The sequence below is a fragment of the Nonomuraea sp. NPDC026600 genome (assembly GCF_040638335.1).
Lineage (GTDB): Bacteria > Actinomycetota > Actinomycetes > Streptosporangiales > Streptosporangiaceae > Nonomuraea.
This window is the reverse complement of record NZ_JBEZYD010000001.1, coordinates 228,120-248,722: the sequence shown is the minus strand read 5'-3', so window position 1 is coordinate 248,722 and position 20,603 is coordinate 228,120. Positions and strand designations below refer to the sequence as shown.

Here is a 20,603-nt window from a genome sequence, read left to right as displayed (position 1 = left end):
TCGATCATGCCACTGCACCCCCAGGCGCAGGACTACGTCGAGCGCTACCTGTCCGGCCCCGGCCGGGTCGGGCTGGACCTGGCCGGGATCCAGGAGGACCGGGCCCGGGACGACTTCGCGCGAGAGCGCGGGCCGCTCACCCAGCTGGCCTTCGTCCGCGACGAGAGCGCCGAGGGCGTGCCGATCCGCGTCTACCGCGCCGACCGGGGCGACGGCGCGCTGCCCGTGGTGGTCTACTTCCACGGCGGCGGCTGGATGACCGGAGGCATCAAGCGCAGCGACGCGCTCGGCCGCGACCTGGCGCTGCGCACCGGTGCGGTGGTCGTCTCCGTCGGCTACCGGCTGGCCCCCGAGCACCCGTTCCCGGCCGCGGCCGACGACGCCTGGACCGTGGTACGCGACATCTTCGCCCGCCCCGCCTTCTACCAGTGCGCCGGCGGCGTCGCCGTGATGGGCGAGAGCTCGGGCGGCAACCTCGCCGCCGTGGCCGCCTGGCAGGCCCGCGACGCCGGGCTGCGCCTGGCCCACCAGGTGCTCGTCCACCCGGCGCTCGACGCGGCCATGGACACCCCCAGCCACGCCGAGTTCGCCAAGGGCTTCGGCCTCGACGCCGACGACCTCGCATGGCTCCTCACGCAGTACGCCGGCGCGGCCGACCTGGAGGATCCGCGGCTGTCCCCGCTGCGGCTGCCGTCCGTCGCGGGGCTGGCGCCCGCGACCGTGGTGACCGCCGAGTGCGACGTGCTCCGCGACGACGGCGAACGCTACGGCACCCGGCTGGCCGAGGCCGGGGTGCCCGTCGAGACGCGCCGGTTCGACGGGGCCATCCACGGCTTCTTCGGCCTGCCCGGCCTGTTCGACCAGGCCGTCGAGGCCCGCGACTACGTGGCCGCGCGGCTGCGGGAGGCATGGTGAGGTACGGGAGCGCGTACGAGAAGCTCAAGATCGACACGCCCGCTGACGGCGTGCTGCGGATCACGATCAGCGAGCCGCGCAGGCGCAACGCCGTCGACATGACCGGCCACCGCGAGCTGGCCGAGATCTGGCGCGACGTCGACCGCGACGACTCCGTCAGGGCGGTGATCGTCAGGGGAGAGGGCGAGGCGTTCTCCGCGGGCGGCGACCTGTCCATGATCGAGGAGATGACCCGCGACCACGCCACCAGGCTGCGCGTGTTCGCCGAGGCCCGCGACATCGTCTACAACGTGCTCAACTGCGCCAAGCCGATCGTCTCCGCCGTGCAGGGGCCCGCGGTGGGCGCCGGGCTGGCCGTCGCCCTGCTGGCCGACATCTCCGTGGCCGGGCGCACCGCCCGCATCATCGACGGCCACACCCGGCTCGGCGTCGCGGCGGGCGACCACGCCGCGATCATCTGGCCGCTGCTGTGCGGGCTGGCCAAGGCCAAATACCACCTGCTGCTCTGCGAGCCCGTCACCGGCGAGGAGGCCGAGCGGATGGGCCTGGTGAGCCTGTGCGTCGACGACGACCAGGTGCACGACAAGGCGATGGAGATCGCCCAACGGCTCGCCGCCGGCTCCCAGGAGGCCATCCGCCTCACCAAATACTCGCTCAACAACTGGCTGCGCATGGCGGGACCCACCTTCGACGCCTCGCTCGCCATGGAGTTCCTCGGCTTCAGCGGCCCCGACGTGGTGGAGGGCGTGCGGGCGGTGCGCGAGAAGCGGCCACCGGAGTTCCACTAGTTTCCGCCCGTCCTCAGAAGCTGCGCGGCAACCCCAGCACCTGTGTCGCGAGGTAGTTGAGCAGCAGCTCCTCCGTCACCGGTGCCACCTTCCCGATGCGGGCGTCCGTGAGCAGCCTGGCCACCGGGTATTCGAGCGAGTACGCCATCCCGCCGTACGTCTGGAACGCGGCGTCGGCCGCCTCCCACGCCGCCTGTGACGCGGTGAGCTTGGCGATGTTGGCCTCGGTGCCGCACGGCAGGCGCCGGTCGAACGACCACGCGGCCTTGTAGAGCATCAGGCGGGCCAGCTCGATCTTGGCCTTGACCTGGGCCAGCGGGAACGCGATCGCCTGGTTGGCGCCGATCGGCCGGCCGAACACCTCGCGTTCCTTGGCGTACCGCACGGCCACCCGCAACGCCACCTCGGCCCCGCCGAGCGCGGAGGCGGCGAGCAGGATCCGCTCGGGGTTGAGGATGTCCCACAGCACGGCCGCGCCCTGGTCGATCTGCCCCACCACGTTGGAGGCGGGCACCCGGAGGTCGTCGATGAACACCATGTTCGACGGCGTCGTGTTGGCGCCCAGCTTCGGGATCGGCTGGTACGACAGCCGCCCGGCCGCCACCGCCTCCGGCACGTTCACCAGGAAGACCGTCAGCCCGTGCGTACGCGGCTTGGCCTCGGCGGCCGGGACGGTCCTGGTGACCAGCAACATCCAGGTGGCCCGCTGGACGCCGGTGATCCAGATCTTCTGCCCCTTGATCACGTACTCGTCGCCGTCGCGCCTGGCCGCCGTCGTGATGGCCAGCGCGTTCGAGCCCGCGTCCGGCTCGGTCAGCGCGAAGCACGTCTCCAGCTCACCCGTGGCCAGCCGGGGCAGCAGCTCCGCCCGCTGCTCGGCCGTGCCGTGCCTGGCCAGGGTGAGCGCGCCGAACCCCGGCGTCAGCACGTACGTGAACGCCGAGCCGCCCGCCGCGCCCGAGGCGGCCAGCGTCTCCGTCGCCACCGCCAGCTCCAGCAGCCCCTGCCCGCCACCGCCGAACTCCTCAGGCACGGCCAGGCCCAGCCAGCCGCCCTTGGCCAGCTCCGCCCAGACCTCCTCCGGCCAGCGCTTGTCCGCCTCGCACCGCTGCCAGTAGTCCAGGTCATAGCGCGAGCAGATGTCGCCGATGCCGCGCTGAACGGCCAAGGCGCTGTCGGGAAGGGTGAAATCCATCACCCCATCGTAGAAGTAAGTTCTGTTCAGGGTCGAGGTCTGCGGGCGTGGAACACGAACGCCGGAGGCGCGTTGCGCCACACCGTACGGCCCGGCACGACCTCCTCGAACCGCTCGGCCAGCAGCGCGCGGAAGCGGCGCGCCGAGCTCATCGGGATGGCGTGGATGTAGGCGAACGTGGTGAACGCCCCGGACGGGCTCATCGCCGAGGACACCGCGCCGAGCAGCCCCCGCTGCAGGTCCTCGGGGAACGCCGCCCAGGGCAGCCCGCTGATCACCACGTCGGCCTGCCGCAGGCCGCGCTCGCCGAGCAGGCGGCTGAGCTCGGTCGCGTCATCATGCACGACGTCCACGATGGGGAATCGCTGGGCCAGCAGCGCCGCCAGCGACTGGTTGACCTCCACGGCCATGTGGTGGCCCCGCCCGCTCAGCCGGCGCTGGATCTCCGCGGTGAAGGGACCCGTGCCGGGGCCGAGCTCGACCACGGTAGGCTCGCCGCGTTCCGGCAAAGGCGCGCACACGGCCGCCGCGAGCCGTCGCGAGCTGGGCGCGAACGCGCCGATCTTGGCCGGAGCGCGCAGGAACTGGCCGAGCAACAACGCGGTGTCATTAGGCATACCCCAAACGGTAAGGGAAGTCTCCCGCTTGTCCCATCCGCCGACGGGGCGGTGATGCGGCCACTAGGAGGAGACCGGCTCCTCCGTCAGGAGGACCGGAACGCGCGCCCCGCCCGGATACCGTGGGCGGATGCGATGGCGTGGTGTGCCGCTCGACCTCCTGCTCGCGGCCGCGGGAACCGCACTCGACCTGATGCTCTCGGCCAAAGGCGGGGGCTCCGCGCTGCTGCCGGGCAACGAGGTGATCCCGATGGCCGTCGGCGTGGGCGCGCCCATGGGCCTGGTCAGGCGCGCGCCGCTGGCGGTGAGCCTCTACCTCGCCGCGTTCCTCGTCTTCACCGACCAGGTGCAGTCGTTCAGCTCCAACACCGCCCAGATGCTGCTCTGCGTCTCCATCGGCCTGGTCGCCTACCACTCGGGCTGGCGGCCGACCTGCGCGGCGCTGGGCGCGGCCATCGCCGCGACCGCGATCAACCTGGCCGACCCGGGCATCGCCCTCACCACGAACTCGTGGATGTACTCGATTCTCGTCCCCACCCTCCCCGTCCTCATCGGCGCCTACCTGCGCGGCCCCGCCGGGCGGCTGAAGGACGGCGACATCTCGCCGGACGTGCTGCTGGCCGGCGCCGGGGTGGCCTTCACTGTGCTGAGCACCTGGACCGACTGGCACAACGGCACCCAGCCGGTCTGGGTCGTGGGGCTGTTCGCGGTGTTCGGCGGGCTGTCTCTCGGCGTCGCCCGGCGCTTTCCCGGACTGGTGTTCATCTTCCAGAGTGTGCTGCTGATCGCCGCCGACCAGTACCTCAACGACACGGTCAACACCTGCCTGATCCTGATGCTGATCGCGCTCTGCGTGTTCGCGATGCGGATCGCCTCCTGGGCCTGGATCACGGTCACGTACGTGGTCTGCACCATGCTCGCCTCGCTCGCGATCGTCGAGGACTCGACCGAGGTCACCGCGTTTCGCGTCGCCATCCTGATGGCCCTGGTGACCACCCCCGTCGCGATCGGCCGCTACCTGGGTGTCAGGCAGGCGGCCGCCGAGGCCGAGCGGCTGCGGGTGCGCGAGTCGGCCCGGCTGGCGGTCGCCCAGGTCCGCGCCGACCAGCTCCTCGAGCGGGAGAACATCGCCCGCGAGGTGCACGACATCGTGGCCCACCACGTGGGCGCGATGGTCCTGCGCGCCGGCGCCGCCCGCTACGCCGCCCCCGAAGGGCCGGTCGCCGACGCGCTGGCCGACATCCGCGAGACCGGCCACCAGGCGCTCGAAGACCTGCGCGGGCTGCTCGACGTGCTGCGCGACCCCGGCCGCCGGCCCGACATGCCCGCCGACCCCGCCGAGGTCATCTGCGAGTCCGCCGAGCGGATGACCGCCGCCGGCCTCCAGGTCGAGCTCGAACTCGACCCCGCCACCGCGCACGCCCCGCTCGTAGCTCGTGCCTCCGCCGCCCGCATCGTCCAGGAAGGTCTCACGAACGTGCTCAAGCACGCCGGTCCCGGCACTCAGGTGAGCGTCGCCGTCACCACCACCGGCCAGGCACTGACCGTACGCGTACGCAACGGCCCCCCGCCCACCATCGTCGGACGCCTGCCCTCATCCGGACGCCTGCCCTCATCCGGCCGCGGCCTGGCCGGCATGCGCGAGCGCGTCCGCGCACTCGGCGGCACGCTCACCGCGGGCCTCGACCAGGACGGCGGCTGGCTGCTCACGGCCGACATGCCCATCGCCTCGCCCGCCTCCCCGCCCACTTCCCCGCCGGCTGAGCGCCCCACGGGGTGCATCACCGACCTCATCAGCGGGACCATCACCGGCGGCCTCACCGGGGGTGCCACGTGATCCGCGTCCTGGTCGCCGACGACCAGGCGCTGGTCCGCGCGGGCGTACGCATGCTGCTGCAGGTCGCGGGCGACATGGAGGTCGTGGCCGAGGCCCAGGACGGCGCCGAGGCCGTACGCCTGGCCGAACTGCACCTGCCCGACGTGATCCTGATGGACCTGCGCATGCCCAGGGTCGACGGGCTGGAGGCCAGCAGACGGGTCCTCGCGGCGCGGCCGGCCACCAAGATCGTCGTGCTCACCACGTTCGCCGAGGACTCCGACGTGTACGCCGCCCTGCGCGCGGGCGCCGTCGGCTTCCTGGTCAAGGACGACGAGCCCGAACGCATGGTCGACGCCGTACGCCGGGCCGTGACCGGCGAGCAACTCCTGGGCCCCTCGGTGCTGCGCCGGGTCGTCGCCCGCTTCCTGGCCGCCGAGGAGGAGGCGACCATGCCGGTCCCCGCCGTGCTCACCGACCGCGAGCTGGAAGTGCTCGCGCTGGTCGGCACCGGGCTGTCCAACGCGGAGATCGCCGAGGAACTGCACGTGGGCATCACCACGGTCAAGTCCCACGTGGCCGCCGCCATGGACAAACTGGGGCTGCGCAACCGGATCCAGGCCGCGGTCGTCGCCCATCGCAGCGGCTTGGTGGACGCGGCGTTCCGGCCGGTACGTCATCCTCGCGGCGGACCCCTCGGATAATCCCACGAGCTGACGACCGTACGGGCCCTGACCTGCGATCATGTGATCCTCACCGCAGGAAGGACCACCTGAATGCCGGGCCCCGCCACGGGCGCCCAAGAGGATCCCCCTGCTCAAGCTCACCACCACGACGTCTCCTGGCCCCGGCCCGGCTTGGGCTTCTGGGCCCGGCCCCGGCTTGGGCCCCATCTGGACTCCGGCCTGGGTCACGGTCGCCGCGGGCCGCCCGGCGCCGCTAGGGTCGTCGGTGTGTACGTGAAGATCTGCGGGTTGAGCGAGCCCGAGCACGTGGCGACCGCCGTCGAGGCGGGCGCCGACGCCATCGGTTTTGTGATGACCCGGAGCCCCCGCCAGGTGACGCCCGAGCGAGCCGCCGAGCTGGCCGCGGCCGTGCCCGCCCACGTCCTCACCGTCGGCGTGTTCCGCGGCGAGTCCCCTGAGACCGTCCGCGCCGCCACACTCGCCTCCGGCATGCGCGGCATCCAACTGCACGGCAAGCACCCGCACGGCGACTTCACCGCGCTGAAGGACCTCGGCCACACCCTGATCAGAGCCGTCGACGCCAAAGCCGACCTACGCTGCGGCGCCTACGACGAGGACCTGCTCATCATCGACGCCCCCCGCCCCGGCTCCGGCGAGTCATGGGACTGGTCGGCGGTGCGCGGCCACCCCTCGGGACACTGGCTGCTGGCGGGCGGCCTCGCCCCCTCAAACGTCGCCGATGCCATCGCCGCCGCCGAACCATGGGGCGTGGACGTGTCCAGCGGAGTCGAGCTGGCGCCCGGCGTAAAGGACTCCGACCTCATCCGCCGCTTCATCACGGCGGCCCGCCCATGACCGACCTCTTTGACACCTCCGGCACCGGGTCCGTTGACGATCGCCGATCGCGCTCCTGGCAGCGACGCTGATGGGAACTCCAGTGGCGATCTCGGCGGTGATCCCGGCGGCGACGCTGGTGAGAACTCCAGTGGCGATCTCGGCGGTGATCCCGGCGGCGACGCTGGTGAGAACTCCGGTGGCGATCTCGGTAGTGGCCCGGCGACTACGCCGATGAGAACTTCGTCGGCGGTCCGTTTGGCGACCTCAGCGCGACTCTGTGACCGACTCCAGGGATGGCCCCATGACTGACGTCGGCTCCAGAACCGGCGGCCCCATGCCTGACAGCCCCATGCCTGGCGGCCCCGTGGCTGATGGCCCTGGTCTGGGCGCCGGTCCTCTGCAGGACTTCGCCCGTACCGTCGCGTTCATCCACGACTTCGCCCGCCGCAAGGCGGGGCGGACCGTCGAAGTGCCCGGCGGATTCGCCGTGCTCAACGAGCGCTACCCCGGCTCGTACGACGACAACAAGCTCATCGTCGGGTCCGGCACCGACCCGGGCGCGGTGCTGAAGGCGGCCGACCAGGTGCTCGCCGGGCGCGCCCACCGGCTCGTCAACGTCGACGACGACCGTCTGGGCCAGGCGTACGCGCCCGCCTTCGAGGCCGCGGGCTACACGCACGAGACCAACCTGGTCATGGTGTTCCGCGGCGCGTTCCCGCACGACGCGGCGCCCGTTGAGCATCTCGACCTGCCCGCACTGCTGCCCACCCTCCGGGCCGGCTGGCGCGAGACGCTGACCGAGGCCGCCGACGCCGTGATCGACCAGCTCGCCAGACGCGTCGAGGAACGACTGCGCGGCGCCGACACGGTGGGCTTCCGCGGCGTACGAACCGAGGACGGCGAGCTCGCCGCCAGGGCCGACATCTACACGCACGGCGGCGTCACGCAGATCGAGGACCTGTACACCGGAGACCGCCACCGGGGCCGGGGCCACGCCCGCACCCTGATGAGGGCACTCCTCGCCGAGGCAGCGGGCAGCGACCTGGTGTTCCTGGTGGCCGACGCCGGCGACTGGCCCAAGAACTTCTACGAACGGCTCGGCTTCCAGGCAGCAGGCCACACCCACAGCTTCCTCCGCACCTGACCAACCACCGGCCTCAGCGGTCCGCCCCGTCAGTCGGGCCCCTCGCGGCCTGCCTCGATCACCGCGTACGTCAGGACCAGCAGCGTCCCCGCGCCCGTCACGGTGCCCGGCAGGTCGACCGGCCGGGGCTCGGGAACGTCGGCCGGAGCCACCCGGAGCACCGCCACGAGACCGATGAACCATAGGCAGCGGCGATCGCTGTCATGTGGATGACTGAGTTCTGTGAGCCCCGTCTCACTGTTTCACTCGGGGAACCGCCTGGTTGGCGGCCACGACCCAGTGACAGGAGCTCAGGTGCACATGAGAAGAACCAGGAAGCTGAGCATCCTCGCCGCCTGCGCCGTGCCGGCGCTGCTGAGCGGGTGCTCATCCGGCTCAACGACCACCAGCGCGCCGACGGCCGGCACGCAGAACAGCGAGGCCGCGAAGGCGTTGAACGCCGCCTATGAGGGCAAGACCGGAGTCCCGCCGACGGTTGCGACGAAGCCGAAGGCGGGGGTCAAGCTGTGGGTGGTGTCGTGCGGCCAGCAGGTGCCCTCCTGCGCGACGCCGGTCGCCGGGGTCGAGGAAGCGGCCAAGGCCGTCGGCTGGGACGTCAAGATGTGCGACGGGCAGCTCAACCCGGGCGGCTGGGGCAACTGCATCCGGCAGGCCGCCAGCGCGAAGGCGGACGTGGTCGTCCCCGTGGGCATCGACTGCATCGCGGTGCAGGCCCCGATGCAGGAGGCCGTCCAGGCCGGTACGAAGATCATCGGCGGCGGCGGCTCGGACTGCGACGCGGCCGGCGGCAAGAAGCTCATGGCTAGCGAGCGGCTCCAGCTCGAGGGCACGTCGATCAAGGACTACTGGAAGCTCAACGGAAAACTGCAGGCCGACTGGCTGATCGGCAAGACCGGCGCCAAGGCCCAGGTCCTGCTGGTGAACTTCACCGACCCGATCTGGGGCCCGTGGATCGCCGAGGGCTTCGAGGCCGAGCTCAAGACCTGCGCCGGCTGCAAGATCGTCGGCAAGCTCGACATCTCCAACAGCGACATGGTGAGCAACACCATGGCCCAGAAGTTCTCAACCGCTCTGCTCCAGCAGCCTTCGGCGAACGCGATCTCCATCCCGGTCGGCGGCTGGATGCAGGCGGGGCTGTCCCAGGCCATCCAGTCCTCCGGCAGGGCGGCCTCTCTGCACATCTCCAGCGGTTTCGGCGACGCCTCCACGATGGATCTCATCCGCACCAGCACCTTCAGCTTCGGCGCGCTGGGGTACGCCTCGCAATGGGGCGCCTACGGCTCCGTCGACACCGCGATCCGGGTGTTGAACGGCGAGCAGCCGCAGCCCCAAGGGGACGGCTTCCAGATGGTCGACAAGGACAAGAACCTGCCCGACTCCGGGGACTACCAGGGCGGCGTCGACTTCAAGTCGCAGTACAAGAAGCTGTGGGGCCTGGTCTGAGGTCGATGACGTCATGACGAGCACTCACTCCGAAGACATCGTGGTACGGCTGTCCGAGCTCTGCAAGGCCTTCGGCTCCACCAAGGCGCTGGACGAGGCCGAGCTCGCGCTGCGGCGCGGCACCGTCCACGCCTTGCTGGGGGGAAACGGGTCCGGCAAGTCCACCGCGATCAAGATCCTGGCCGGCGTCTACGAAGCGGACGCCGGCGTCATCCAGGTCGGATCCGGGACCTGGTCTCCCCACACCTGGTCCGCCTCGGCCGGCAAGAGCGCGGGGCTGCGTTTCGTCCACCAGGATCTCGGCCTGTTCGACGAGCTGTCGGTCGCGGAGAACTTCGCGCTCGACGCCGGATACCCCACGACCGCCGCGTGGTCGGTGCGGTGGAAGGAACTCGAACGCCGGGTCGGCGAGCTCCTCGACCGCTTCGAGATCGCTGCGACCCCCCGGCAGACCGTGGACAGCCTGCGGCCGGCGCAGCGGACGATGGTCGCCATCGCGCGTGCCCTGCAGGATCAGGACTCGTCGAGTGCCGTGCTCGTGCTGGACGAGCCAACGGCGACGCTGCCCGTGCACGAGTCCGAGCTGCTGCTCCGGGCCATCCGCCGTCGGGCGGACCTCGGTCAGACCGTTCTCATGGTGAGCCACAGGATGCAGGAGGTGCTGTCGGTCGCCCATGACTTCACCGTCTTCAGGGACGGCCGCACGGTCGCCACCCTCGTCGAGGAGAACCCCACCGAGCAGCACCTCATCTCCCTGATGACCGGCCACGAGCTCGAACGGGCCCCCGCGGCCACGGCGAGCCGCCCCGCGTTGGCGAAGACCGTGTCCCTACGGGTGGAGGACCTGGTAGCGGGCCCGCTGCGCGGCGTCTCGCTCACCGTGCGCCAAGGGGAGATCGTCGGTGTCGCCGGTCTGGTCGGAAGCGGCCGGTCGTCGCTGCTCAAGACCGTCTTCGGGGTTCACCCGCCGGAGTCGGGGACGGTCGTGGTGAACGGCCGCCTCCAGTCCGGCGCGGAGGACGTCATGGCGCGCATGGAGCAGGGAGTGGCCTACGTGGCCGAGGACCGGGTCGCGGAGTCGTCGTTCATGGAGCTCACCGTCCGCGAGAACCTGTCGATCTCGGCCCTGCGCAGGTTCTGGCGACCGCGCGGCATGGACCTCGCCGGGGAGCGACGGTCGGCGGCGGATCTGGTACGCCGGCACAACGTGAAGACCCCCGCCGTGGACAGCGTCTTCGCCTCTTTGTCGGGCGGCAATCAGCAGAAGGCGGTGCTGGCCCGATGGCTGCGCCGCGAACCCGGGCTGCTGCTGCTCGACGAGCCGACCCAGGGCGTCGACGTCATGTCACGCAAGGACATATACGACACCGTACGACGGTCCGCTGCGGCGGGCTGCGCGGTGCTGGTGGCCTCCAGCGACTTCATCGAGCTGTGCGAGCTGTGCGACAGGGTCGTCGTCCTGCGGGACGGCGTGGCCGGGGCAGAGCTCAGCGGCACGCAGCTCACGCCCGACCATCTCACCGCCGTCACCCAGTCATCGGTGCCGATCCCCACAGGAGACAAGTCATGAGCCGATCCGCAACGGACGAGGTCGTCGCCCCGGCTCCGCGCGAGGTCCGCACGGCCGACGTGCGGGCGCTGGTGGAGAACAACGCGTTGCTGGCGCTTCTCATCGTGGTGGGCGCGTTCTTCGCGATCCTGCCTCAGAGCCGCGAGGTGTTCCTGTCGGTGGACAACCTGTCGGTGCTGCTGGGCAACCAGGCGACCGTAGCCCTGCTCGCACTGGCCGCGATCCTCCCGCTGGTCAGCGGTTACTTCGACTTCTCCCTGGGCGCCAACGCGGCCACCTCGACCGTGCTCTGCGCCGGGCTGATGTCGGACGACGACGTGCCGCTGCCAGTCGCGTGCCTGGTGTGCGTCGTGGCCGGCGCCCTGATCGGGGGGGTGAACGGGGTGCTCGTCACCCGCTTCCGGCTGAACTCCTTCGTGACCACGCTCGCGATGGCCACCCTCCTCGGCGGGGCGATCCAGTGGTACACGGGCGGGCAGACGATCTTGAAGGGCATCTCCACGGACCTCGTCCAGTTCGGATCGAGCACCATGGCAGGGGTTCCCCTGGTCGTGTACATCGTGGTCGTCGTCGCCGCGGTGCTCTGGTATCTGCTGTCACAAACGCCCTACGGCCGCTCGCTCTACGCGATCGGCGCCAATCCGCGTGCCGCCCAGCTGGTCGGCATCAGGTCCGGCCGGTACGTCGCGATCTCCTTCGTGATGGCAGGCACGATCGCCTCGATCGTCGGCATCCTGCAGCTGGCCAGGACCGGCAGCGCGACCGCCGACACCGGCAACAGCCTGCTGTTTCCCGCGCTGGCGGCGGCGTTCCTCGGCGCGACCGCGGTACGCCCGGGCTTCTTCAACGTGATCGGCACGCTGATCGGCGTGTTGTTCGTCTCCGTCGCCGTCAGCGGGCTGACCCTGGCCGGCGCGCAGGCGTGGGTGAGCCCGGTCTTCAACGGGGCCGCTCTCCTCGCCGCGATCGGCCTGTCGGCCTATTTGGGGAGGCACCGCGGCGGGGCCACGTGATCCCGGCTGTCGGTCTCCAGCTCGATCGCGACGTCGTAGAGCAGCTCACGGACCCAGCGGCCGGCCGGTTCGGAAGAACGCCGCGGGTGCCAGTGGGCGGCCTCAGTGATCTCCACCGACTCCAGGGGGGTCTCCACGACCACCAGATCCAGGATGTCGAGACACCGCCGCGCCAGCCGCGCCGGCACGAACGCGCACAGCTCCGTGCCGGCGATCGCGTAGGGCAGCGTGAGCAGGCTCGTGACGGTGACCTGGATGGTGCGGTCCGCCAGGCCGTACTTCTCGGCCACCACTTCGATCGGGCGCTTGATCTCACCGGCCCCGGCGAACTCCGCCACCGCGTGTGGCAGGCGCCGCAGGTCCTCCAGCGTCAGCCGGCCGTCGGCCGATCGCGGATTGTCCCGCGCGACCAGGCATACGAGGTGGTCGGTGAAGATCGGCTGACGGCAGCCGGGCAGATCGAACCCGAGCGGGCCGACGATCAGGTCGCGGCGTGTGAGGCGGGCGTCGAAGTCGAGCCGGTCGGAGGGCAGGGCGTCGAACGCGATGGTGCAACCGGGGGCGTGCTCGCCCAGAGCGCGGGTCAACGGCTCGGCCAGGACGGCCATGGCGTACTCGGACAGGCTGACCGTGAACTGTTTGGTGCTGTGCGCCGGGTCGAACTCCCTGACCTCGCCGAGCAGGGCCTCCAGCGACCCCACCGCCTCGGCCACGACCGGCAGGAGCTGCTCGGCGAGCTCGGTGAGGTGGAAATCGCGGCCCTTGCGCACCAGAAGCTCATCGTCGAAGTGGGCGCGGAGCCGGCCGAGGGCTCCGCTCATGGCGGGCTGCGTCATGGCCATCCGAGCGCCGGCGTGGGTCAGGTTGCGCTCTTCGAGCAGAGCATGAAGGAAAAGCAGCAGATTGGCATCGACATTGCCTCTGGCCTGGCGCAATGTTACCTCCTTGGCACCTTCGACATTTTAACGCTGTGCGATTGACAGGCCGCCGACGATGGTGTCGGGTGGCCGCAGGAACGGTTGAAGGGGAGGACGATGACGCTCGGAGGCGTCGACCTGAACCTGCTCATCGCGCTGAAGGTGCTGCTCGAAGAGGGCAACGTCACCCGCGCCGGTCGGCGGCTTCAGCTCAGTCAGTCCGCGATGAGTGGCGCGCTCGCCAAGCTGCGCCGCCGCTTCGACGACGAGCTGCTGACGCGCAACGGGCGGGACTACGAGCTGACCCCGTTCGCCGCCGACCTGCTGCCCGAGGTCCAGGAGTCGGTACGGCTGCTCAACAGGGCGCTCCGGGTTGAGGAGGAGTTCGACCCGGCCACGAGCGAGCGGGTGTTCCGGTTCACGATGAGCGACTACGCGATCGCGGTCGTCCACGATCACCTGCTGGCGCGCGTGCGCGAGCTGGCCCCGAACATCCGCCTGCAGGTCGACCATCTAGGTCCCGACGTGCGCCGCTCGGAGCGGGTGCTGGTCGACTACGACGTGCTCATCGGGCCGATGGGCTACGGCTTCGCGGGCAGCTCGCGCCCACTGTGGCGGGATCGTTTCGTCTGCCTGGTCGACCCCGGCAACCCGCGGCTGGTCGAGGGCCGATTGGCGCTGGAGGACGTGGCCGAGCTGCCGCACGCCGTGGCGGCGTTCGGCCGCGGCAACCTCACCCCGGTCGACCGGGTGCTGGGGGAGCTGAACGTGGAGCGGCGGATCCAGGTTCAGGTGGCCGGCTGGCTGCCCCTGCCCTTCGTCATCGAGGGCACCGACATGGTGGCCATCGTGCCCGAGCGGCTGGCGCGGCTGCACGCCGGGCCGCGCGGGCCGCTGGTGGCCGTGAGGCCGCCGTTCGGCGACGTCATTCTGGCGGAGGGCTACTGGTTCGCCGCCACGCGGCTGTCCGACCCGGCGCACCGCTGGCTGTTCGAGCGGCTGGACGAGGTGAGCGAGATGCTGGCCAAGGACGATGCCCCTGCTCGTGACGCCGGTCACTGCCAGTGATTGGCGTTCGTGGCGCCGCCGAGATAGCCAGCGAAGAGCCCGTCCGGGTCCCAGCCGGCGCGGATCTTGTTCAGGCGTTCCCAGGCCTCGTCGGCCAGGAACCGGACCTGGCGGGAGGTCAGATCGCCGTCACCGACGTACTGGCCGATCGTGACGGGTTCCAGATCGGCCATGACCTCCCTGAGCCAGGCACGGTTGCGGACGTCGTCGGCTTCGCCCCCCCACGGCACGTAACTGGCGAGATAGATCTCCGATTGCAGGGAGAACGCCATGTCCGGCAGCGGGCGCAGCGGGGCCATGCTGAACCAGATCGTGAACGCCTTCTCGTTGGGCAGCGTCGTGAAGGCCCGGCGCATGGCCGGGACGACGGCGTCGGCAGGGCCGGAGAGCCAGGCGTTGTCGACCGCCCACCGGTGCCTCTCCGGGTTGTCGCGCAGCTGGCGCTCGCGCTGCTCGTCGAGGGTACTGGGCTGGGCGTCGATGACGGTGATGGCGCGCTCCAGCGCCGGTGAGGTGCGGAACGGCGCCAGGGCCTCCTGCGCCTGCCGCTCGTCATCGACCAGCGCGACTGCCGTGACCAGCAGAACCGGCCGATCCGAGAGCGCCTTGTCGGTTTTGGTGAGCGCGACGATCTCGACGGTGCCGGCGACGGAGGCGTGCATGCCGTGCAGCCATGTCATGACGGCGTCGAAGTCGTCGAGCCGGTAGGCGTGCACGGTCTGCGCCAAGTGCCGGAACCGGGGCCGCGTTCGCAGGTGGAAGCGGGTGACGACGCCGAAGAAGCCCGGGCCGGCGCCACGAGCGGCCCAGTAAAGATCGCTGTTGCGCTCGGTGTCGGCACGGACCAGCTCGCCGCTCGCGGTCACGACGTCGACGGCGGCCACGTGCTCGGCGGCCCAGCCCCAGCCGCGTGCGTTCCAGCCCTGCCCGCCCTGGAGCAGGAACCCGCCGATGCCCACGGTGGGGCAGTGACCTCCCGGGAAGAATCGGTCGTGGGCGGCGAGGAACGGGTCGAGTTCGAGGCCGCCCTTGATGGCGGGGGACGCCGTCGCGAGGCCGGTGGCCGGGTCGTAGGTCATCTCTCGCAGACCGGCCAGGTCGAGCACCAGGGCATCGTCGCGGATCGACCAATGTGCCCAGCTGTGGCCGCCCGAGCGGACCGCGACTTTCCAGCCGCGTTCGCGGGCCAGCCGGACGCCGCGCACGACGTCGTTCTCGTCGGCGGCCTTGAGCAGCGCGGCGGGTCGCCTGCCGGGCAGGCGGCGGTTGAAGACACGCTCCGTCCGCGCCGCCTCGAATCCCGGATCGTCCGGCAGGATCAGCTCGCCCGCGAACCCGCCCATCGCCGGTCCGGTCATGCCTGCGCCCGCAAGGCGTGCAGCGTCTCGCTCATGATGCGTCCCGGGTCGGCGCCTGGGGTGTCCGGATGCATTTCCCAGCCGGCGAGTCGCAGGCTGTTGTCGAGCACCATCTTCACCCGGGGGAACCGCCGGGCCATGAAGGCGGGCAGCACCGACTCGACCGGATGGCCGCCGGCGAGCATCTCCGCGAGCACCACGGCGTCTTCGGCGCACATGGCGGCGCCCTGAGCGATGAGCGGGGGGCAGGCGTGCGCGGCGTCGCCGATGACGATCGAACGGCCGCGATACCAGGGCTCGTCGACCAGCACGCTCTCGATCCACTGATAGTTCACGACGGCGTCGTCGGCGAGGCCGTCCCGGATCTCGCCCCAGATTCCCCCGTATCCGGCCGAACGCTCCTTGAGGACCTTGCCGTAGGGGTGTTCTCCGATGTAGGACTGGTCGAGATTGCCCTCGAGCAGGTAGGCATAGCAGAGATCGCGGGAGATCGGGCTGTAGCCGGCCTTGAACTTCGGGCCGTTGTAGTAGATCTCGGCGCAGTCCATCGCCGCGGGACGCGGCGCGACCACCCGCCAGATGCCCATGCCGACCGGATCGGGGACGCTCTCGATGCCGAGCATGCTGCGCACCTGAGACCGGATCCCGTCGGCGCCGACGAGGAGGTCGACGGTCTCGGTGGTGCCGTCGCTCAAGGTAGCGGTGACGGACTCGCCGCGGTCGGCGATCTCGGTGACGGTCGTGCCCAGGCGTACGTCGACGCCGGCCGCGAGGACCGCGCGGGCGAGGATGCCGGACAGGTCGGAGCGGAGCGCGCCCAGCGTCGGGGGAAGATCGTCGCCGCCGGTCCGCGGAGTGGGCAGCTCGGCGATCAGCGAGCCGTCGGCCGCGTTCTTCACCCGGAGCATGTCGAACGGTATCCCCTTGGCCATCAGCTCGTCGAGGACGCCGACGGACCTGAAGGCCTTGAGAGCATTGCCCTGGATGGTGATCCCGTGCCCGATTCCCGTCCACTCCCGGCGGATCTCCACGAGGACGACGTCCACTCCTCGCCGCGCCAGGGCAAGGGACAGGACCGACCCGGTGATACCTCCCCCCACGACGAGCACGCGGGACACCCGTGCGTCGGTCATTGCGGCCTTCCTTCCCACGCCTGAGCTGGTTGCTGACTCTGGAAGGTAGGCGCGGCAGCGTCATAGCGGAACTTGCCAATACGAATGCCTGGCATCCATGGCTGTGAATTCCGCACGCCCGCGACGGCCCGTAGCGTCGACTCATCAACTGACCGCGTTACGTTTGAGGAGTTCAGATGGGTTTTGTCGTCGTCGCGACCTGGACCGCGGAACCGGGCAAGGAGGAGGTCGTCCGCGACGCCATCGAGAAGCTGACCCCGGCTTCCCGCGCGGAGCCAGGAAACCAGTTCTATCAGGCGTACCAGGATCCCTCGGATCCTTCGGTGTTCCGCCTGTTCGAGATCTACGGCGACGAGGAGGCCTACGCCGCCCACGGCGCATCGCCGCACTTCGCGGAGTACGGCCTCGGCCAGGCCATTCCGGTCCTGGCCAAGCGTGAGCGCGCCTTCTACGAGACGATCGGCTGACCATGCGCCTGGCTGCGTTCCGCTTTGCCGCGGACTCGGCGGCATTTGGATCCGCCGCGGACTCGGCGGCGTTCGGATCCGCCGCGGACTCGGCGGTGGGCCACCGCGTCGGCCTGGTCATCGGGACCGGTGCCGCGCTCATGGTGCACCCCTTCCCGGCTGGCACGGACCTTGTGCGTCTCCTCGCGGCCGATCCCGCTGAGCGGGAGGAGGCCGCCGACAAGGCCGCCGAACTCGACGGCCACCCGCTCACTGACGTGGTGCTGCTTCCGCCGGTCTATCCGGTGGCCATGCGGGACTTCCTCACCTTCGAGGCGCACGTCGAGGGGGTGGGCCGCGGGATGCAGGGTCACACCGCCGTGCCACCCGAGTGGTATGCCGCGCCGTCGTTCCTGTTCATGGCTCCGCACGCGGTGCACGGGCCGTTCGACGACGTGGCGATGCCGCCGGACACCGAACGGCTCGACTTCGAGCTCGAGCTCGCGGTCGTGACCTGTCGTGACATCCGCAACGTCACCCCCGAGGGCGCGGCTGCCGCGATCGGTGGTTACTGCCTGATGAACGACTGGTCGGCCCGCGACGTCCAGGGCCGCGAGATGCGGCTCGGGCTCGGCCCGTCGAAGGGCAAGGACTTCGCCACGACGATCGGCCCCTGGGTGGTCACCCCCGACGAGTTGGGCGACCTGCGCAACGAGGACGGGCTGCTGGATCTGGGGATGGCCGTGCAGGTCAACGGCCGCGAGGTGGGCTCCGACCGGTCCGGCCATATGAGCTGGTCCTTTGAGGAGATGCTCTCCTACGCCTCGCGTGCCTCCTGGGTGAAGGCGGGCGAGGTGATCGCATCGGGCACCTGCGGGACGGGGGCGCTCGCGGAGACCTGGGGCCGGACGGGCGCCCTGGAGCCTCCTCCGCTTCAGGTCGGCGACGTCGTGGAGATGGTCGTCGAACGCGTCGGGGCCATTCGCAACCGGGTGGTGGCCCGCGAGGAGGACGTGCCGGCGATCCCGCCCGCCCGTCGCCGCGGCCGAGAGGGGGCGTGAATGCCGTCCATCATCACCGTGAACCCCGCCACCGGCGAGACTCTCGCGCGTTACCGGGCGCAGGGGTGGGACGAGATCGAGCACGCCCTCGGCCAGGCCTCGCGGGCGTTCGCCGTCTGGTCCGCGACCCCGGTCGAGAAGCGGAGCGATGTGCTTCGCCGGGTGGGCGCCCTCCTGGCCGAACGGCGAGAGCGGTACGCCGCCCTGATCACCTCGGAGATGGGCAAGCCCCTGGCCGAGGCGCGTGGCGAGATCGACAAATGTGCCGGGAACTGTGGCGTGGTCGCCGACCACGCCACCGAGTGGCTGAAAGATCACGAAGTGCCTACCTCGGCGGCCCGCTCGTGGGTGTCGTACGAGCCGCTGGGCGTGGTGTTCGCGGTGATGCCGTGGAACTTCCCGTTCTGGCAGGTGTTGCGGTTCGCGTGCGCCGCGCTGGCCGCGGGCAACGCCGCCGTGCTGAAGCATTCGCCGAACGTGAGCGGCTGCGCGCTGGCCATCGAGGCTCTCCTCACGGACGCGGGCGCGCCGGCGGGGCTGTTCCGCGCGCTGCTGGTGGCCGAGGAGGACGTCGCCCGCCTGGTCCCGCGCATCATCGCGGACGAGCGCGTCGCCGCCGTCACACTCACCGGTAGCGAACGAGCCGGCGTCGCCGTGGGCTCCGCCGCGAGCGCGTCGCTGAAGAAGAGCGTGCTCGAACTCGGCGGCTCCGACCCGTTCGTCGTCCTGGACGACGCCGATCTGCCGGCCGCCGTCGACGCCGCGGTGCGCTCGCGGTTCGGCAACGCGGGCCAGAGCTGCATCGCCGCCAAGCGGCTGATCGTCGCCGACACGGTCGCCGGCGAGTTCACGGCGCTGGTGGCCGAGCGGGTGAGGCTCCTCGAGGTCGGAGATCCCATGGCCGAGTCGACCGCGATGGGGCCGATGGCCCGCGCCGACCTCAGGGACGCTCTGCACCGCCAGGTGACCGACACCATCCGGCAGGGAGCCGTCCTGGTCGTCGGCGGCCATCCGCTGGACGGGCCGGGCTTCTTCTACGCCCCCACGATCCTGGACCTGGTCGAGCCGGGCATGACCGGCTTCGCCGAAGAGACGTTCGGACCGGTCGCCTGCATCGTCAGGGCACGCGACGACGATCACGCGGTCCTCCTGGCCAACGACACGCGATTCGGGCTGGGCGCCGCCGTGTGGAGCGGGTCCGATCGCGGGCTGGCGGCCGGGCGCAGGATCCGCTCCGGTGCGCTGTTCGTCAACGCCATCGTCGCCTCCGACCCCCGGCTGCCGTTCGGCGGGATCGGCCGCAGCGGTTACGGCAGAGAGCTCTCCGCCGAGGGCGCCCGCGAGTTCACCAACCTCCGCACCGTTTACCTCGGGAGGGAGTGATGGGCGGCGGCACCTTCGACCATGTCGGGTTGAACGTCGGCGATCTCGACGCCATGACCGCCTGGTACGCCGGCGCGCTCGGCCTGGAGACCGAGTTCACGTTCGCCTTGGCGGAAGTGGGCCTTCGCGGTGTGATGCTCAGGAGCCCGGCGGGCTATCGGATCGAGCTGCTCCACCGCGCGGGCGGCGTTCCAGGCCCGCGGGCCGCGAACCCGGCCGAGGCGGCTCTCACGCATGGCTTCGGGCACTTCGCGCTCGACGCGCCGGACGTGGACGCCGCGTACGACGCCTTGCTCGCCGCAGGAGCGTCGGAGCGGATGCCGCCGCGGCCGTCGCCCGAACCCGGCGTCCGGATGGCCTATGTCGCCGACCCGGAGGGCAACCTCATCGAACTGCTCGATCGACCGAAGGGGGCCCGGTGATGGCCGGACGGCTGGCCGGCAAGGTGGCGCTCATCACCGGCATCGGCGCGGGCATGGGCGTCACCGCCGCGACCGTGTTCGCGGCGGAAGGGGCGAAGGTCGCCGGCTGTGACCTCGACGAAGCCGGGGCGGCGCGCACGGTCGAGACAGTGCGCGCCGCGGGAGGAGAGATCACCGCCATGGGCGGCGTCGACCTCGGCGACCCGGCGCAGGCCCGTGCCTGGGTCGACGCCGCCGTCGCCGCCTACGACGGCATCGATGTGCTGTACAACAACGCCTCGACGCAACGGTTCGGAGCGCTCGACGAGTTGAGAGTCGAGGATTGGGACTTCACCATGCGCAACGAGCTCGATCTCGTGTACTACACCGTGCGGGCGGCCTGGCTGCACCTCAAACGGCACGGCGGCGGCTCCATCATCAACGTCGGCTCGATCGCCGCGTTGCGGGGCGTGGAGTTCATGCCGCAGAACGCCCACAGCGCCGCCAAAGGCGGCGTCATCGCCCTCACCCTGCAACTGGTGGTGGAGGGCGGGCCGTACGGCATCCGCGCCAACGTCATCAGCCCAGGGCTGATCGAGACCCCCAACACCGCGCCGCTGCTGGCCGACCCGCCGGAGCGGTTGCGGCGCCTGGTCCTCGACCGCATCCCGCTGGCCCGGCACGGCCGTCCTGAGGACGTGGTGAACGCCGCCGTCTTCCTGGCCTCGGACGAGTCGTCGTGGATCAGCGGCTCCAACATCGTCATCGACGGAGGCGGCTCGGTCCTCGGCTGAGTACCACCAAAAGGGGCA

The 20,603-nt window shown here is 70.9% G+C and carries 22 protein-coding genes; 16 read left to right on the top strand and 6 right to left on the bottom strand.

Features of this window, described 5'->3' with window-relative positions:
• The first annotated feature begins 6 nt into the window (after positions 1-6).
• Both AB0F17_RS01180 and AB0F17_RS01175 read left to right on the top strand, forming a co-directional pair.
• Complete coding sequence (locus AB0F17_RS01180) at positions 7-915, top strand: alpha/beta hydrolase (protein ID WP_358014193.1); 909 nt, start codon at positions 7-9, stop codon at positions 913-915.
• Entirely contained in the window at positions 909-1,703 is a 795-nt protein-coding gene (locus AB0F17_RS01175; protein ID WP_358014190.1) for an enoyl-CoA hydratase/isomerase family protein, read from the top strand. Before AB0F17_RS01180 ends, AB0F17_RS01175 begins: the two co-directional genes overlap by 7 nt.
• Positions 1,704-1,716: 13 nt before the next feature.
• Here AB0F17_RS01175 and AB0F17_RS01170 read toward each other — a convergent pair whose 3' ends face one another.
• Positions 1,717-2,898, bottom strand: coding sequence for an acyl-CoA dehydrogenase family protein (locus AB0F17_RS01170; protein ID WP_358014187.1), 1,182 nt, complete (start codon positions 2,896-2,898; stop codon positions 1,717-1,719).
• Positions 2,899-2,924: 26 nt separating this feature from the next.
• Entirely contained in the window at positions 2,925-3,515 is a 591-nt protein-coding gene (locus AB0F17_RS01165; protein WP_358014184.1) for an SAM-dependent methyltransferase, read from the bottom strand.
• Between the two features lie 130 nt (positions 3,516-3,645).
• Here AB0F17_RS01165 and AB0F17_RS01160 point away from each other — a divergent pair, with 130 nt between their 5' ends.
• The 4 genes from AB0F17_RS01160 (at position 3,646) to AB0F17_RS01145 (ending at position 7,998) form a co-directional block, all read left to right on the top strand.
• Entirely contained in the window at positions 3,646-5,352 is a 1,707-nt protein-coding gene (locus AB0F17_RS01160) for a histidine kinase (RefSeq protein ID WP_358014181.1), read from the top strand.
• A complete protein-coding gene (locus AB0F17_RS01155) occupies positions 5,349-6,035 on the top strand; it encodes a response regulator transcription factor (RefSeq protein WP_358014178.1) in 687 nt (228 codons plus the stop codon). The genes AB0F17_RS01160 and AB0F17_RS01155 overlap by 4 nt, the downstream gene beginning before the upstream one ends.
• Positions 6,036-6,284: 249 nt before the next feature.
• Positions 6,285-6,872: a phosphoribosylanthranilate isomerase gene (locus AB0F17_RS01150; RefSeq protein ID WP_358014175.1), complete on the top strand. Its 588-nt coding sequence runs from the start codon at positions 6,285-6,287 to the stop codon at positions 6,870-6,872.
• A 283-nt stretch (positions 6,873-7,155) separates the two neighbouring features.
• Positions 7,156-7,998 (top strand): GNAT family N-acetyltransferase, encoded by an 843-nt coding sequence (locus tag AB0F17_RS01145; protein ID WP_358014172.1) that lies wholly within the window; start codon positions 7,156-7,158, stop codon positions 7,996-7,998.
• Between the two features lie 29 nt (positions 7,999-8,027).
• Here the strand turns inward: AB0F17_RS01145 and AB0F17_RS01140 are convergent, their stop codons facing one another.
• Entirely contained in the window at positions 8,028-8,165 is a 138-nt protein-coding gene (locus AB0F17_RS01140; RefSeq protein WP_358014169.1) for a hypothetical protein, read from the bottom strand.
• Between the two features lie 133 nt (positions 8,166-8,298).
• Between AB0F17_RS01140 and AB0F17_RS01135 the strand changes: the two genes are divergently transcribed.
• Genes AB0F17_RS01135 through AB0F17_RS01125 form a run of 3 tightly spaced genes read left to right on the top strand, consistent with a single transcriptional unit; the run spans position 8,299 to position 12,024 of the window.
• Positions 8,299-9,441, top strand: a complete 1,143-nt coding sequence (locus AB0F17_RS01135; RefSeq protein WP_358014167.1) for a substrate-binding domain-containing protein — start codon at positions 8,299-8,301, stop codon at positions 9,439-9,441.
• Between the two features lie 13 nt (positions 9,442-9,454).
• Complete coding sequence (locus tag AB0F17_RS01130) at positions 9,455-11,011, top strand: sugar ABC transporter ATP-binding protein (protein WP_358014164.1); 1,557 nt, start codon at positions 9,455-9,457, stop codon at positions 11,009-11,011.
• Positions 11,008-12,024, top strand: a complete 1,017-nt coding sequence (locus tag AB0F17_RS01125; protein ID WP_358014161.1) for an ABC transporter permease — start codon at positions 11,008-11,010, stop codon at positions 12,022-12,024. Before AB0F17_RS01130 ends, AB0F17_RS01125 begins: the two co-directional genes overlap by 4 nt.
• On the opposite strand, the gene AB0F17_RS01120 is transcribed toward AB0F17_RS01125, so the two are convergent.
• A complete protein-coding gene (locus tag AB0F17_RS01120; protein WP_358015644.1) occupies positions 11,991-12,866 on the bottom strand; it encodes a LysR family transcriptional regulator in 876 nt (291 codons plus the stop codon). The two genes, AB0F17_RS01125 and AB0F17_RS01120, sit on opposite strands and share 34 nt — an antisense overlap.
• Between AB0F17_RS01120 and AB0F17_RS01115 the strand changes: the two genes are divergently transcribed.
• Positions 12,771-13,004: a hypothetical protein gene (locus AB0F17_RS01115; protein WP_358015680.1), complete on the top strand. Its 234-nt coding sequence runs from the start codon at positions 12,771-12,773 to the stop codon at positions 13,002-13,004. The genes AB0F17_RS01120 and AB0F17_RS01115 overlap by 96 nt on opposite strands.
• 54 nt (positions 13,005-13,058) lie before the next feature.
• Positions 13,059-14,009: a LysR family transcriptional regulator gene (locus tag AB0F17_RS01110; RefSeq protein ID WP_358014159.1), complete on the top strand. Its 951-nt coding sequence runs from the start codon at positions 13,059-13,061 to the stop codon at positions 14,007-14,009.
• Here the strand turns inward: AB0F17_RS01110 and AB0F17_RS01105 are convergent.
• The gene (locus tag AB0F17_RS01105; RefSeq protein ID WP_358014156.1) at positions 13,997-15,367 is read right to left on the bottom strand and encodes an FAD-binding oxidoreductase; all 1,371 of its coding nucleotides are present in this window, start codon (positions 15,365-15,367) and stop codon (positions 13,997-13,999) included. The two genes, AB0F17_RS01110 and AB0F17_RS01105, sit on opposite strands and share 13 nt — an antisense overlap.
• Positions 15,364-16,500, bottom strand: a complete 1,137-nt coding sequence (locus AB0F17_RS01100) for an FAD-dependent monooxygenase (RefSeq protein WP_358014153.1) — start codon at positions 16,498-16,500, stop codon at positions 15,364-15,366. Before AB0F17_RS01100 ends, AB0F17_RS01105 begins: the two co-directional genes overlap by 4 nt.
• Before the next feature lie 176 nt (positions 16,501-16,676).
• Between AB0F17_RS01100 and AB0F17_RS01095 the strand changes: the two genes are divergently transcribed.
• From AB0F17_RS01095 to AB0F17_RS01075, 5 genes are read left to right on the top strand one after another with little or no spacing between them, the layout of a single operon-like run.
• Positions 16,677-16,967: a putative quinol monooxygenase gene (locus AB0F17_RS01095; protein ID WP_358014150.1), complete on the top strand. Its 291-nt coding sequence runs from the start codon at positions 16,677-16,679 to the stop codon at positions 16,965-16,967.
• Between the two features lie 2 nt (positions 16,968-16,969).
• Positions 16,970-18,007, top strand: a complete 1,038-nt coding sequence (locus AB0F17_RS01090) for a fumarylacetoacetate hydrolase family protein (RefSeq protein ID WP_358014147.1) — start codon at positions 16,970-16,972, stop codon at positions 18,005-18,007.
• Positions 18,008-19,390 (top strand): NAD-dependent succinate-semialdehyde dehydrogenase, encoded by a 1,383-nt coding sequence (locus AB0F17_RS01085; RefSeq protein ID WP_358014144.1) that lies wholly within the window; start codon positions 18,008-18,010, stop codon positions 19,388-19,390. It abuts the gene before it with no gap.
• Positions 19,390-19,812, top strand: coding sequence for a VOC family protein (locus AB0F17_RS01080; RefSeq protein ID WP_358014141.1), 423 nt, complete (start codon positions 19,390-19,392; stop codon positions 19,810-19,812). Before AB0F17_RS01085 ends, AB0F17_RS01080 begins: the two co-directional genes overlap by 1 nt.
• Complete coding sequence (locus AB0F17_RS01075; RefSeq protein ID WP_358014139.1) at positions 19,812-20,585, top strand: SDR family NAD(P)-dependent oxidoreductase; 774 nt, start codon at positions 19,812-19,814, stop codon at positions 20,583-20,585. Before AB0F17_RS01080 ends, AB0F17_RS01075 begins: the two co-directional genes overlap by 1 nt.
• The last annotated feature ends 18 nt before the right edge of the window (positions 20,586-20,603 follow it).

What these genes read in the sequence shown, in the direction of transcription:
- AB0F17_RS01180 (WP_358014193.1), top strand. Translation starts at nt 7, where the DNA reads ATGCCACTGCACCCCCAGGCGCAGGACTACGTCGAGCGCTACCTGTCC.
- AB0F17_RS01175 (WP_358014190.1), top strand. Translation starts at nt 909, where the DNA reads ATGGTGAGGTACGGGAGCGCGTACGAGAAGCTCAAGATCGACACGCCC.
- AB0F17_RS01170 (WP_358014187.1), bottom strand. Translation starts at nt 2,898, where the DNA reads ATGGATTTCACCCTTCCCGACAGCGCCTTGGCCGTTCAGCGCGGCATC.
- AB0F17_RS01165 (WP_358014184.1), bottom strand. Translation starts at nt 3,515, where the DNA reads ATGCCTAATGACACCGCGTTGTTGCTCGGCCAGTTCCTGCGCGCTCCG.
- AB0F17_RS01160 (WP_358014181.1), top strand. Translation starts at nt 3,646, where the DNA reads ATGCGATGGCGTGGTGTGCCGCTCGACCTCCTGCTCGCGGCCGCGGGA.
- AB0F17_RS01145 (WP_358014172.1), top strand. Translation starts at nt 7,156, where the DNA reads ATGACTGACGTCGGCTCCAGAACCGGCGGCCCCATGCCTGACAGCCCC.
- AB0F17_RS01135 (WP_358014167.1), top strand. Translation starts at nt 8,299, where the DNA reads ATGAGAAGAACCAGGAAGCTGAGCATCCTCGCCGCCTGCGCCGTGCCG.
- AB0F17_RS01130 (WP_358014164.1), top strand. Translation starts at nt 9,455, where the DNA reads ATGACGAGCACTCACTCCGAAGACATCGTGGTACGGCTGTCCGAGCTC.
- AB0F17_RS01125 (WP_358014161.1), top strand. Translation starts at nt 11,008, where the DNA reads ATGAGCCGATCCGCAACGGACGAGGTCGTCGCCCCGGCTCCGCGCGAG.
- AB0F17_RS01120 (WP_358015644.1), bottom strand. Translation starts at nt 12,866, where the DNA reads ATGGCCATGACGCAGCCCGCCATGAGCGGAGCCCTCGGCCGGCTCCGC.
- AB0F17_RS01110 (WP_358014159.1), top strand. Translation starts at nt 13,059, where the DNA reads ATGACGCTCGGAGGCGTCGACCTGAACCTGCTCATCGCGCTGAAGGTG.
- AB0F17_RS01105 (WP_358014156.1), bottom strand. Translation starts at nt 15,367, where the DNA reads ATGACCGGACCGGCGATGGGCGGGTTCGCGGGCGAGCTGATCCTGCCG.
- AB0F17_RS01100 (WP_358014153.1), bottom strand. Translation starts at nt 16,500, where the DNA reads ATGACCGACGCACGGGTGTCCCGCGTGCTCGTCGTGGGGGGAGGTATC.
- AB0F17_RS01095 (WP_358014150.1), top strand. Translation starts at nt 16,677, where the DNA reads ATGGGTTTTGTCGTCGTCGCGACCTGGACCGCGGAACCGGGCAAGGAG.
- AB0F17_RS01090 (WP_358014147.1), top strand. Translation starts at nt 16,970, where the DNA reads ATGCGCCTGGCTGCGTTCCGCTTTGCCGCGGACTCGGCGGCATTTGGA.
- AB0F17_RS01085 (WP_358014144.1), top strand. Translation starts at nt 18,008, where the DNA reads ATGCCGTCCATCATCACCGTGAACCCCGCCACCGGCGAGACTCTCGCG.
- AB0F17_RS01080 (WP_358014141.1), top strand. Translation starts at nt 19,390, where the DNA reads ATGGGCGGCGGCACCTTCGACCATGTCGGGTTGAACGTCGGCGATCTC.
- AB0F17_RS01075 (WP_358014139.1), top strand. Translation starts at nt 19,812, where the DNA reads ATGGCCGGACGGCTGGCCGGCAAGGTGGCGCTCATCACCGGCATCGGC.